A 12,337-nucleotide genomic window follows, 5' to 3' on the forward strand; every position below is an offset into this window, starting at 1 on the left:
GGCCGCCCGCATGGAAAACGTGTCGATCGCCAGATATCGCAATGCCGCCCCTAACAGCCCGGACTCCGCCGCACTGTGCGACGTCGAGGCCGATACACTCGTGACGTCCGCGCCTGCGGACACCCGTGCGTCGGTTGGCGGCGACTGGATCGCCGTCATCGAGCCGAACTTCACGGGGCACCGCTGGCGCTACGTCGAGTGGATCGCGCAGGCGTGCGTGGAAGCCGGGCACCGCTGCCTCGTCGTGACTGATAACGAGTACGCGGACCATCCGCTCGCGCAGCGCATCGTGCGCGAAGCGCGGCCCGATCTGCGCCTCGTGCTGCTCGACCTGCATACGGTTCCGCCTGGCCCGCATTTCGCCGCGAGCGTGTACATGCGCTTTCGCAACTTCTATGCGCGCGCGTTGCGTGAGGTGGGCAAAACGATGCACGTGCGGCTCGTCATCGCGCCCTACGCCGACTACTTCTTCTACACGCTCGCGGGGTTCGACTCGCCATTCGGCGAGACGCCGTGGATCGCGATCGTCATGGGCATGACGTTTCATCAGGCGCGCATCGGCTTGCGCACGCCGCGCCGACGCTTCGTCGACCTGGCCAAGTCGGCGCTGTTTCGCCGTGCCATGCGCTCGCGCGGGCTGCGCGAACTCTTCACGATCGACCCGACGCTGCCCGACTGGTTCGCGACCACGAAGCCGCAGCGCGCGGCGCCGCTCAGCTACCTGGCCGACCCGTTTCCCGAAATCGAAGCGATGGACCCCGTGTTCGCGCGCGAGCAGCTGAAGCTCGGCGCGCATACGCGCTATCTGCTCGTGTACGGCGCGATCGGCGAACGCAAGGGCATTCGCGAACTGATGCTCGCGCTCGAGCACAAGCCCGACGCGCCGTGCCTCGTAATCGCGGGCCAGCAGGACGACGAAACGCGCGCGTTCATCGACGCTCACGCACCGCGGCTCGCGAGCGCGCCGGTGATCTACAACCAGTTCATCTCCGACGAGATGGAGCGCGAACTCTTTTCCGCCTGCGACGCCGTGTGGCTCGGCTACAAGCAGCACTACGGCATGAGCGGCGTGCTGGTGCAGGCGTACCGCTTCCGCAAGCCCGTGGTGGCGAGCGCTGACGGCCTGATCGGCTGGTATTGCCGCGACGGCGCGCTCGGCCCATTGCTCGACGACCTCGAGCCGGCCACGATCGCACGCGCGCTCGATGTACTCGCCGAGCGTTGGCGCGCAGGTGCGAACGCCGTGCAGCCCACCGGCGAACACCTCCTTTCGTGCAATACGCTTGAGCAGTTCAAGCGCACGCTTCAGGCCGCGATAGCGTGAACGCTCGCAGGAACGCCGTTAAATATTGAGCAACCCGAACCAGTCCGATCCAGTCACGAAGGATCACGCAATGCCTTCGACCTTGTTGTCGGCCGCGCTCGTGTCGGGCCGCTCGGCGGGGACGGCTCCGCGCATGTCGGGGAACATCGCGTCGCGCAGACGCAGGAACGGGAACTCGACGGCTCGCGTGGTGAGATAGCCCAGCACCGAGGCGATGAAGAACTGCGCGACGATCACGACTGGCCAGGCGGCGAGCGGCGGCACACCGAGCGCGCTTGCCTTGTGGATCAGATAGTCGCCGGGCGCGAGCGCGAGCGAGTGCCAGAGGTAAATGCCATAGGAGTACACGCCGAGCCACGCGAGCCCGCGATACACCCACGTCGTGCGCAATCCGCCCGAATGTTCGAGCACGAGCATGATGAGCGCGCAAAAGCCCACGGCCTGTATCGTGTAGCCCACGCTCTCGTCCAGCGCGACGTCGGGCGTCGCGAAGATGAGCCAGGCGAGCAGCAGCCCCACCACGCCGAACAGCCAGCGCTTCTTCGCGACGAGCAGGCGCCAGAGATCGGGCTTCATCCAGTAGACGGTCGCGAGAATGACGCCGACGAGCAGGCTGTCCATGCGGTACTGCGTGTAGTTGAACGCCCCAACGAGGTCGCCATGGGATACCGCAATGCAACGCGCGCTGAGGACGACTACGCAGAGGCTGGCCATCACGGCGATCAGCGCATTCGCGCGCAGCCGGAAGTGCGCGAGCAGGATCAGGAGCGCGGGCAGGAACAAATAGAAGTGCTCTTCGACAGCGAGGCTCCACGTTTGCGCGATGGAGGTGCCGAAGTAATTCTGCATGTGGGTGAGGTTCTGCCAGAGGAACGTATCGGACCGATGGCGGCCGGCAAGCAGGTGAAAGAAAATCAGCGCGTAATACGCGGGCCAGATCTTGAAGATCCGTCGCACGATGAAGCGGCGCGCGCCTATGCGGCCCGTTTGCGAATATTGGCGCAACAACAGCCCGCCCACCAGGAAGCCGCTTAGTGTGAAGAATAGATTGACGCCTTCGTGGCCGAAGCTCTTCAGCGGATACTCGAGCACTTTCACCCAGGGATGGCCCGTGTGCACCGTGTGGAAGTGATAGCCCATCACGACGAAGATCGCAACGCCACGCACGAAGTCGAGCTCGACGGAACGCCCTTTCGTCGACAGTCGCACTCCGTGTAGCAGCTTCATGACCTTTCCCTCGCTACGTCCATGCCGGATTCTTACGCAAGGCAGACGATGAAAAATTTACTCCTGCCGGCCCCATCATGGACACAGGCGCCGTGCAGCGTGCGCCAAGTTCCCTTCCTTGTCGGCCAGGTGTGTGGGCGAAACCACACGTGAAATCAGAATTTTTTTCCTGCCGCCACAACCCAGCCGGTTCCCGCCACGCGCATGCGCAAGCCACTTGCGGCGTTTTATATTGAGTCGAGCCAACGCGTGCGGCGCGCATGTATTTTGCGCAACGTATGCGACCCTATGCACCGCACCGGGAGAAACGCCGATGCGAAACAAACATGCTGCACTCTGGCTCTGGGTGTGCCTCGTGCCTCTTGCTTTCGACTATAAGGCACCGGACTCCCAGTTCGGCCACAGCGCGCAATGGCTGGCCGTCGTTCCGGCCCTGGCTGGCGCGCTCATTCTCGCGTTGATCGGCCCGCGCTTCGCGCGCCCGACGCGGCTGCGCTCGTTCGTGACGGGCGCGCTCGTCGCCAGCCTCGTCGGCAGTCTCATTGCGCAAATGCTGCAGCACAATCCTGTCGGGCAGTACCTGCGCGTGATGCTGCCGTTCCTGCTGTTCGCGCTCGGGTACTGGGCCATGTGCCGCCCGTGGCACATCATGCGCGTCATGCAGATGCAGCGTGCGCTTTATTACGCGATGGTGATGGGCCTCGTGTTTACCTTCTTCTTCGGCTTGCTGGCAGTCGGCGGGCCGCTGGCCGACATTCGGTTTCGCATCGTCTCGCCGACCATGCTCGCGCTGCAGGCCATGCTGCTGCACCAGTTCATCGTCGCCCGGCGCTTCAACATGACGATGGTACTCGTGTTCCTCGCCACGCTCGTCGTCGAATTGTTGAGCGTCACGCGTAGTTTGCTGATCGCGACCATCCTGCTCGCCATGTTTGCGGCGTGGCTCGCCTCGCCGTCGCTCAGTCATCTGATCAAATCGTTTTTCCGCACGGGCATCGCGCTTTCGTTCGTTGTCGCGCTGGGCGTGGGAACGGCGTGGCTCTTCCCGTCCATCACCGAACACTGGACGCAGCGCGTGACGGCCGCGCAGAACGCGGAGTCCGACCGCGATCCGACCACGGTCACGCGTATTGCGGAGATGCGCGACCAGTACGACCAGGTCACCGAATCGGTGGATTCGGTCCTGTTCGGCAAGGGTTATGGGCACCTCTACCGCTATTCGCCGATTTACTACCAGTACGTGAACCAGACCTTCAGCAAGGACGATTACTTCAACACCAGCGACTGGGTGGCGGGCCACAACTTCTGGGTCTACCAGCTCTACGCCGAAGGTATCGTGTTCGGAGGCTGCATGCCGCTTGCGGTGATCGTCGCGCTCATCGTCGCGGGCCGCGCGTTCAGACGCTGGCGCCGCATCGCGCCGCGTCACCCGATGCTCATGCCGCTCAGCATGGCGCTGCTCGTGCTCGCCGCGCTGCCGGGCGCGTCGATCGGCGGCAATCCGCTCGGCACGCGTTTCTCGGGCCTCGTCTACGGCCTCGCGCTCGGGCTCATCGTCGCGCTGTATTCGCAGCTTCATTACCGCATTGACCTTCAACGCAAGCGCCAACGCCTGCATCCGTCCTACGGGCGCGAACCTGCCTTCCAACCCACGGCGCCCGCGGCGGCGCCGGTGCCGCTCAACACGTATGCGACTCCGGAGCCCCGATGAAAATCCTGCACCTCGTTTCCACGGTCGACCCCCGCTCGGGCGGCCCGATTGAGGGCGTTCGCCAGAGCGGTCTCGCGATGACGGCGCTCGATCACCAGATCGAAGTGGCGTCGCTCGATCCGATCGACGCGCCCTATGTGCGCGAATTTCCGCTCCCGCTGCACGCGCTGGGGCCGGGCCGCGGGCACTACGGATACTGCCCCGGCTACGTGTCGTGGCTGCGCGCGAACGCGACGCGCTTCGACGCGGCGATCGTGCACGGACTCTGGCAATACCACGGCTTCGGCGCGTGGCGCGCGCTGCGCCACGCGCAGGTGCCGTATTACGTGTACACACACGGCATGCTCGATCCGTGGTTCAAGGCCACCTATCCGGTCAAGCATCTGAAGAAGTGGGCGTACTGGCCATGGGCCGATTTCCGCGTGCTGCGCGACGCCTGCGCCGTGATCTTCACGACCGACGAAGAACGCCTGCTTGCGCGCGAATCGTTCTGGCTGTACCGCGCCAATGAGCGCGTCGTGCCGTTCGGCACCAATGCGCCCAGCGAGAACCCGGACACGTTGCGCGAAGCCTTCCTGCAGGAGTCGCCGCATTTGCGCAACAAGCGCATCGTCCTGTTTCTCGGGCGTCTGCACCCGAAGAAGGGTTGCGACGTGCTGGTTCACGCGTTCGCCGAACATGCGCGCGAAACGCCGGATGCGCATCTGCTGATCGCGGGGCCCGACAAGGGTAACTGGCAACCCGCGCTGCAGGCGATCGCGCAGTCGCACGGCATCGCACATCGCATCAGCTGGCCGGGCATGCTGCAGGGCAACCTGAAGTGGGGCGCGTTTTTTGCTAGCGACGTGTTCGTGCTGCCGTCGCACCAGGAGAACTTCGGCGTTTCCGTGGCGGAGGCGCTGGCGTGCGGACTGCCCGCACTGGTTTCGGACAAGGTCGGCGTCTGGCGCGAGATCGACGAGGACGGCGCGGGGTTCGTTGCGCCCGACACGGTCGCCGGCACGCAGCGCAACTTTGCCTCATGGCGGGCGCTCGACGAGCGCGCGCGCGACGCGATGCGCGCTCAGGCCCGGCGCACGTTCGACGCACGCTTCGCGATGGATGGCATGGTGCGCTCGCTGCTGGGCTTGTTGCAGGAACATCCTTTACACGCTGGCGCGCGATTTCGCCCAGGGCGCCCGATGAGCGCCATGGCGCAGGGCGAGCCCGCGGAACAGGCTGATTAAATTGAAAAAAGCGGCATCAAATTCAGATAGCGGAAATGGTAGGGATTGGCAGGGGTGACGAAGCAACGCAGCTGAAGCGTCATAACGAGTCGAACGATGAACCCGCGTTGCACTTTCGTGGCGATGTGCGAATCCTGTGAGTAAGGGGGCAACACTATGTTAAACAGCAGACCTGATTGTTCGGGCGGCGAGACCGTCGACGTAACCGCGGCGCAGCCTGTGAAGCAGCCCGCGCGCAGTTTGCGCAGATTATCGGCGGGCCGCGCACGGGCGGCCCTGGCGGCGATGGCGACCATGGTGACGGCTGCGGCCCTGCTGGCGGGCTGCGCGCTCTCGCCTGGCATGCAGGCGCCATCGAGCGTCACGCAGGCGAAGGCCGCGACCGACGCCGCCCGTTCAGGCGGAAAGGGTGATCAACCTCCGCCAGGCGCGCTCATCGAGATCAACAACGAACTGGTCGCGAAGGAAGCCGCAGCGAGACCGTCGAATGTCCCGGCAAACGTCGAGACGCTGTTCGGCACGCCCAAGCCCTACACGCTCGGGCCCGGCGACGTGCTGAGCATCGTCGTGTGGGATCACCCCGAGATGAATCTGCCGACGAACGGCGGCGGCGGCGGTGGCAGCGGGCAGCAGGACCAGAGCGCGAGTCAGGTGCAGTCGGGCTATACCGTCGACTCGTCGGGTGCGATCCAGGTGGCGTACGTGGGTCCGATCCACGTGGCGGGGCTCACCGAGATGCAAGCCCGCGACCTCGTGTCGAAGAAGCTCGCCTACTACCTGAACAAACCCCAGGTGACGCTGCGCATCGAGTCGTACCGCAGCCGGCGCGTATACGTGGACGGCGAAGTGCGCACGCCCGGTCTCATGGTGCTCAACGACATGACGATGTCGCTGCCCGAGGCGATCAACCGCGCGGGCGGCTTCACGGCGAACGGCGACCGCTCGCGGGTTAGCGTCACGCGCGGCGACAAGACGACCATGGTGAACATTCCCGACATGATCAAGAAGGGTGTGAACCCGGACAAGATCCTGCTGCAGAACGGCGACCTCGTGCGCGTGTATTCGGCGAACGAAAGCCGCGTGTTCGTGCTCGGCGAAGTGGGACACCCGGGGCCCTTGCCGTTCGATAACGGCCACCTCTCGCTGAACGACGCGCTAGGCAACGCAGGCGGCGTCAGCCAGGGTTCGGGTGACGCCTCGCAGGTGTACGTCGTGCGCGGGCAGAAGGAGGGACACCGTCAGGTCTTCCACCTCGACGCGTCGTCGCCGGAAGCCATGGCCACGGCCGACGAGTTCGAGTTGCAGCCGAACGATGTCGTGTTCGTCGACGCGTCGGCGCTCGTGAAATGGAGCCGCGTCATCAACCTGATCCTGCCGAGTACGCAGGCGGCCGCAGCGGGCCGGGCGGTGGGTTACGGCGGATACTAGCCGGCGGGGTTCGTATGAGTATGAGCATGAGCAGGCCTTCGGGCCTGCTCGTGCGTTGAATGAATCTGCTTGAAACGAGCCAGCTTCGCGCCGCCCTTATGCCTTGGGCGGCTTGCCCTCCTCGAAACGCCAGCGGATAAAGCGGCACGGATTGCCGCCATACACGCCGCCGGCTTCCAGCGAACGATGCACGACCGAGAGCGGCGTCACGACCGCCGAGCGCCCGATCGTCACGCCCATCTGCACCACGCATTTCGACGAGACCCACGCACCGTCCTCGATCACGATCGGCGCGACGTGCAGGTCCATGTTCGTGCGCATGTCGTGCGAGCCGGCGCTGAGAAACGCGCCCTGCGAAAGGCAGACGTTCGAGCCGACGCGGATGGGCGCCTGGTTGTAGATCCAGACGTCCACGCCGATCCAGCAGTTGTCGCCCATTTCCAGATTCCACGGCGCCTTCACGCGCATGGGATGGACGAGGCGGCAGCCCTGGCCGACCTTCGCGCCGAACAGGCGCAGCAGGCCTACGCGCAGCGCGGAGAGCGGCAGCAGACGGTTGTCGAGCACGCAGGCCTCGACCAGATACCACGCGGCCTGCACGAGCTTGCCCCGGCGCGCGACGAAGTTGCCCTTGCCCGCACGACTCAAATCGATCACGCGGATTTCCGCGGCTCGCGCGTCGTTTGCGGCTTGTGGCGGTACGACGCCTGCGGGCGGCGCTTCGCCCGCTCCATCCCTACGGCCGGCCGCGCCGCCGTTCCCTTTGCGGGCCCCTAGACCTTCGACCGCTTCCGTCATGAACGCTCCTTGCCCATCCGGGTCGGTTCCTGTTGGCTTCCTGCGGATTGCGCCTGGCGGCCCGCATAACGGGACGCATCAGGCCACGATTTCATTATCGGGCGGCCACCGCATCGCCCCATACGCGTGGCCGACACGGCAGGGGTTTTGGCGCAGCGGCGCGACGCGCGGTAGGCAACATGAAGGCTTGACGCCGCATCGTTCGCGGCGCGCGGGATCAATGCCATGTCCAGTTTTTCTCATCATCGATTTGCGCCTTATGTACTCGCCGCCGCGCTGCAAGCTGCGTGCGCCGCCTGGCCGTACGCGGCATTTGCGCAGAACGCCCCGTACGGCGCCGGGGGCTCCCCCGCTGCCGCGAGTGACCAGAGTCGCCAGGGCAGCCAGGGCGACACCCGCACGGGCGCCGTGCAGCGCCAGCAACAGGACGAACAGCGCCTGCTCGGCGGTCCGGGCACTTCCGACAACCCGTACAGCGTGACCCCCTACAGCAGCAACGGCGCTTCGCCAGACGACGCGCGAGACGCGCTCACGAACGAAAAGCACATGCACGTCGTGACGCCTGGCGATTACGCGGCGAGCGCGGTGAGCGCCAACGGCGGCAGGGGCGACAGAAGCAGCACTTCGAGCGCAGGCGGCAGGGGTGCCGCGAACCACGGCAGGATCGGCGCGAACGGCATGTCGCGCGCCGGCAATGCGGTGGCGAGGAGCACCGGTGGGGCCGGTGCGGGGGGTCCTGCGGGGAGAGGCCGCTCGACGGCTGGCTATGACTACGGCGCCAGTCAGACCTCGCCAACTGCGCAAGTCTATGGCAATCCGTATGGCAGCCCGTACGGGTCGCCGGATCAGTCCAACTCCGAACTCTACAAGTCGCCCTGGTAAGCCTCCGCCAGCGGTCAGGGACAGCCCAAGGCCACCATCATCGCGGCCTTGGGCGCAGTCGCTCATACATCGGACTGCTCGACCTCCGGCAACGTCGACCCGCCTTTGCCTGCCTGACGCGCAGGTTGCTGCGCCGATGCAGCGCCATTTGCCGCGGTCTGCGCTTCGACCTGGGTCTGGGCCGCCGGCGGCTCGGCGACTTCACCTGCCAGCCCGGCAAGCCTCGCTTCGAGCACGTCGAAGATCGCTTGCGGTGACAGCATGCGCTTCGCGTAGCGACGCGCGGCATGGCCAAGCTCGGCACGGCGCGCGGGGTCGCCGGCCAGATCGACGATCGCCGCAGCGAGCGCCCCGCTATCCTCGGGCGGCACCACAATCCCGTGGTCCGAGACCACGTCGAAGAGACTCGTGCCGGGCCGCGCCATGGCGACCACCGCACGGCCGCTCGCGAGCATGCCGGTGAGTTTCGAGGGCATCACGAGGTCGGCAGCGTCGGCGCGCTGCGGCAGCACGTGGATATCGGCCACGTTCAGCAGCTCGTTGAGCATCGAAGACGGCTGCAGCGGCAGCACGTGACAGTTCGAGAGCGGCTCGCAACGCGCCATCAGCTCGCGCTTGGCCGCGCCGTCGCCGCAGAACACGAAGCTGATGTCGGGCCGCGCGGCGAGCGCCGTTGCGACGTCCGCGAGAATTTCGATGCCCTGCTTCGCCCCCATGTTCCCCGAGTAGAGGACGACGGTGTTGTCCTGCGGGATACCGAGGCGACGCCGGAACGCGCTCGGATACGGCAGCGGGAAGATCGTCTGGGTGTCGACCCAGTTCGGCAGGCACACGGCGCGCGCGGCGTCCACACCCTTGTCGATGGCGCGCTCGACCATGCGCGCTGAAATCGACGAGACGACGTCGAAGCGCCGCAGCAGCCAGCGTTCGCCGGCAAGGGCCGCGCGCCCGAGACGCGACCCCTGGCCGCCGCGCAGCAGCCCGAGGTCGAATGCCGCATCGACTTCGAAGTCCTGAATATGCAGCCAGCTGCGCGCGCCGACGGCACGTGCGAGCATGAGGGCGCCGGGCGCGCAGAAGAGCGTCGGCACGATCAACATGACCGCCTCGGGCCGCCACGCCGCGAGGCGCGCGAGAAGCGGCAGCGACGAGAGCGCGAAGCTCGCCAGATGCACGATGCGTTTGAAGCCGCCCTGCCGGGTCGGCACCCACAGCGGCGCTCGCGAGACGCCCACGCCGCGCAACGTTTCGCGTTGATAACGCCCCGCGCGATAGCCTTCATGCACGCGCCATTGCGGGTAATAAGGCGGCGCGCAGATCACGCGCACCTCGTGGCCGTGCGCCGCGAGCAGCTCCGCCATTTCGGCTGTGTATTTGCCGACGCCTGTGACTTCGGGCGCGTAATTAAGTCCGTAGATCAGGATTCTCATTGCGTTGCTTCCGTCCCTGAACTGCTGTGTGCCGCTTTTAATCGTCTCGCGCGCCGAGCGAAAAAAAGCGGGCGTCGTGCATCCGGTCCGCGCACGACGCCCACCACCAACCAGACGCCTGTTCCCTTTCGTCCTGTTGAGCCGATTGTTTAAAAGCCATCGGTCCCGTCAGGCCACGTCAAGCCCGCATGCCCGCCTCGTACGCCGGCGCGGCATGGGTTTGCAGAAAATCGTCGTAGGTGCGGGCGAGCCCCTCCTCGAGGCCAATGTGCGCGTGCCAGCCCAGGTCGCCCAGGCGCGACACGTCGAGCAGCTTGCGCGGCGTGCCGTCGGGCTTGGTCGAATCGAATACCAGTTCGCCTTCGAAGCCCACCACGTCGCACACGCGCTGCGCGAGGTCGCGGATCGACAGGTCCTCGCCGACGCCGACGTTGTACACCCCGTCGCCGGTCTCGTGCTCGAGCACGAAGATCGTCGCATCGGCGAGATCGTCGACGTGCAGGAACTCGCGGCGCGGCCTGCCCGAACCCCAGACGGTCAGCGTGCGCTGGCCGTTGCCGCGCGCCTCGTGCGCCTTGCGGATCAGCGCGGGCAGCACATGGCTGCTGCCGAGGTCGTAGTTGTCATTGGGGCCGTACAGGTTGGTCGGCATGAGCGAGACGAAATGCGTGCCGTACTGGCGGTTGTACGCTTCGCAGAGCTTCAGACCCGCGATCTTCGCGATCGCGTAGGCCTCGTTGGTCGGCTCGAGCGGCGAAGTGAGCAGATAGTCTTCGCGGATCGGCTGCGGGCATTCGCGCGGATAAATGCACGACGAGCCGAAGAACACGAGGCGCTGCACGCCCGCGTTGTACGAGGCCCGGATCACGTTGGTCTCGATCGCCAGATTGTCCCAGGCGAACTGTGCGGGCTGCGTCGAATTCGCGAGGATACCGCCCACGCGCGCGGCCGCGAGCAGCACCGCGTCGATGTGCTCGCCTTCGAAGAAGGCGTCAACCGCGGCCTGATCGGTGAGGTCGAGCTCCGCGTGGGGACGCGTGACGAGGTTATGGTAGCCGTGCGCCTGCAACGCGCGCACGAGTGCTGAGCCCACCATACCGCGGTGGCCGGCAACGAAGATTCGGGAGTTCTTGTCCATGGCATCTCACTCGTGATGTTCGAGAGCCTTGAAGCCGGCCAGCGTGACGAGCGCGTCGCGCCGGGCGGCCTGATAGTCGGCTCGCACCATTTCCTTGACGAGCGCCTGGAACGAAGTGGCTGGCTTCCAGCCCAGCTTCTCCTGCGCCTTGGAGGCGTCGCCAAGCAGCGTCTCGACCTCGGCCGGGCGGAAGTAGCGCGGGTCGACCCGCAGGATCACCTGCCCCGCTTCGAGCCGCATCTCACGCGAGTCGACGTGGTCGACAATGCCGACCTCATCGACACCGCTGCCCTCGAAACGCACAGTGATGCCCAGTTCCGCCGCCGCCGCGCGCACGAAGTCGCGCACGCTGTACTGCACACCCGTTGCGATCACGAAGTCCTCGGGCTGCTCCTGCTGGAGCATGCGCCACTGCATGTCGACGTAATCGCGCGCATGGCCCCAGTCGCGCATGGCCGAGAGGTTGCCGAGATACAGTTCCTTCTGCAACCCGACGGCGATGCGCGCAATCGCACGCGTGATCTTGCGCGTAACGAAGGTCTCGCCACGCTGCGGCGACTCGTGGTTGAAGAGAATGCCGTTGCACGCGTAGATGCCATACGCCTCGCGGTAGTTCACCGTGGTCCAGTACGCGAACAGCTTCGCGACCGCATACGGGCTGCGCGGGTAGAACGGCGTGGTTTCGCGCTGCGGAACTTCCTGCACGAGCCCGTAAAGTTCCGAGGTCGAAGCCTGGTAGAAGCGCGTTTTCTTCGCGAGGCCGAGAATGCGGATCGCTTCCAGAATGCGCAGCGTGCCGAGACCGTCCGCGTTCGCGGTGTATTCGGGCTCGTCGAACGACACGGCCACGTGGCTCTGCGCGGCGAGGTTGTAGACTTCGTCGGGCGATATCTCCTGGACCACGCGCAACAGCGCCGTAGTGTCTGTCATTTCGCCGTGATGCAGGTGGATGCCGGGCTCCGAGTCGTGTGCATCGCGATACAGGTGATCGATGCGGTCCGTGTTGAAGAGCGATGAGCGGCGCTTGATGCCGTGCACCTCATAGCCTTTGTTCAAAAGCAGTTCTGCCAGATACGAACCGTCCTGACCGGTGATGCCGGTAATCAAAGCAACTTTACGAGCCATTGCCATCGTTCTCTCCTCGCGTGCGCGAAATGGGATTCGGTGGTTTTC

General features: G+C 65.6%; 11 protein-coding genes. 5 read left to right on the top strand and 6 right to left on the bottom strand.

Features of this window, described 5'->3' with window-relative positions:
• The first annotated feature begins 10 nt into the window (after positions 1 to 10).
• On the top strand, positions 11 to 1,324 hold the full coding sequence (locus tag ACOJB8_RS24635) for a glycosyltransferase (protein WP_406953102.1): 1,314 nt from the start codon (positions 11 to 13) through the stop codon (positions 1,322 to 1,324).
• Between the two features lie 63 nt (positions 1,325 to 1,387).
• On the opposite strand, the gene ACOJB8_RS24640 is transcribed toward ACOJB8_RS24635, so the two are convergent.
• Positions 1,388 to 2,551, bottom strand: a complete 1,164-nt coding sequence (locus ACOJB8_RS24640) for an acyltransferase family protein (RefSeq protein ID WP_069267800.1) — start codon at positions 2,549 to 2,551, stop codon at positions 1,388 to 1,390.
• A gap of 313 nt (positions 2,552 to 2,864) precedes the next feature.
• On the opposite strand from ACOJB8_RS24640, the gene ACOJB8_RS24645 reads away from it, so the two are divergent.
• Complete coding sequence (locus ACOJB8_RS24645; protein ID WP_069267801.1) at positions 2,865 to 4,262, top strand: sulfite exporter TauE/SafE family protein; 1,398 nt, start codon at positions 2,865 to 2,867, stop codon at positions 4,260 to 4,262.
• The gene (locus tag ACOJB8_RS24650) at positions 4,259 to 5,488 is read left to right on the top strand and encodes a glycosyltransferase (RefSeq protein ID WP_368606748.1); all 1,230 of its coding nucleotides are present in this window, start codon (positions 4,259 to 4,261) and stop codon (positions 5,486 to 5,488) included. Before ACOJB8_RS24645 ends, ACOJB8_RS24650 begins: the two co-directional genes overlap by 4 nt.
• On the opposite strand, the gene ACOJB8_RS24655 is transcribed toward ACOJB8_RS24650, so the two are convergent.
• The gene (locus ACOJB8_RS24655) at positions 5,485 to 5,784 is read right to left on the bottom strand and encodes a hypothetical protein (RefSeq protein ID WP_342947686.1); all 300 of its coding nucleotides are present in this window, start codon (positions 5,782 to 5,784) and stop codon (positions 5,485 to 5,487) included. The two genes, ACOJB8_RS24650 and ACOJB8_RS24655, sit on opposite strands and share 4 nt — an antisense overlap.
• Between ACOJB8_RS24655 and ACOJB8_RS24660 the strand changes: the two genes are divergently transcribed.
• Positions 5,774 to 6,916 (top strand): polysaccharide biosynthesis/export family protein, encoded by a 1,143-nt coding sequence (locus ACOJB8_RS24660; protein WP_256094969.1) that lies wholly within the window; start codon positions 5,774 to 5,776, stop codon positions 6,914 to 6,916. The two genes, ACOJB8_RS24655 and ACOJB8_RS24660, sit on opposite strands and share 11 nt — an antisense overlap.
• A gap of 96 nt (positions 6,917 to 7,012) precedes the next feature.
• Here the strand turns inward: ACOJB8_RS24660 and ACOJB8_RS24665 are convergent, their stop codons facing one another.
• Positions 7,013 to 7,714 (bottom strand): DapH/DapD/GlmU-related protein, encoded by a 702-nt coding sequence (locus ACOJB8_RS24665; protein WP_475014800.1) that lies wholly within the window; start codon positions 7,712 to 7,714, stop codon positions 7,013 to 7,015.
• Positions 7,715 to 7,939: 225 nt separating this feature from the next.
• Here ACOJB8_RS24665 and ACOJB8_RS24670 point away from each other — a divergent pair, with 225 nt between their 5' ends.
• Positions 7,940 to 8,596, top strand: a complete 657-nt coding sequence (locus ACOJB8_RS24670; RefSeq protein ID WP_475014802.1) for a hypothetical protein — start codon at positions 7,940 to 7,942, stop codon at positions 8,594 to 8,596.
• Positions 8,597 to 8,658: 62 nt separating this feature from the next.
• On the opposite strand, the gene ACOJB8_RS24675 is transcribed toward ACOJB8_RS24670, so the two are convergent.
• The 3 genes from ACOJB8_RS24675 to gmd all read right to left on the bottom strand — a co-directional run bounded on the left by ACOJB8_RS24675 (position 8,659) and on the right by gmd (position 12,289).
• A complete protein-coding gene (locus tag ACOJB8_RS24675; protein ID WP_475014803.1) occupies positions 8,659 to 10,026 on the bottom strand; it encodes a WcaI family glycosyltransferase in 1,368 nt (455 codons plus the stop codon).
• A 178-nt stretch (positions 10,027 to 10,204) separates the two neighbouring features.
• Entirely contained in the window at positions 10,205 to 11,164 is a 960-nt protein-coding gene (locus ACOJB8_RS24680; RefSeq protein WP_475014804.1) for a GDP-L-fucose synthase family protein, read from the bottom strand.
• A 6-nt stretch (positions 11,165 to 11,170) separates the two neighbouring features.
• Positions 11,171 to 12,289: a GDP-mannose 4,6-dehydratase gene (gmd, locus tag ACOJB8_RS24685; protein WP_069267834.1), complete on the bottom strand. Its 1,119-nt coding sequence runs from the start codon at positions 12,287 to 12,289 to the stop codon at positions 11,171 to 11,173.
• Between the last annotated feature and the right edge of the window lie 48 nt (positions 12,290 to 12,337).

This window comes from Paraburkholderia sp. BR10141 (assembly GCF_056155635.1).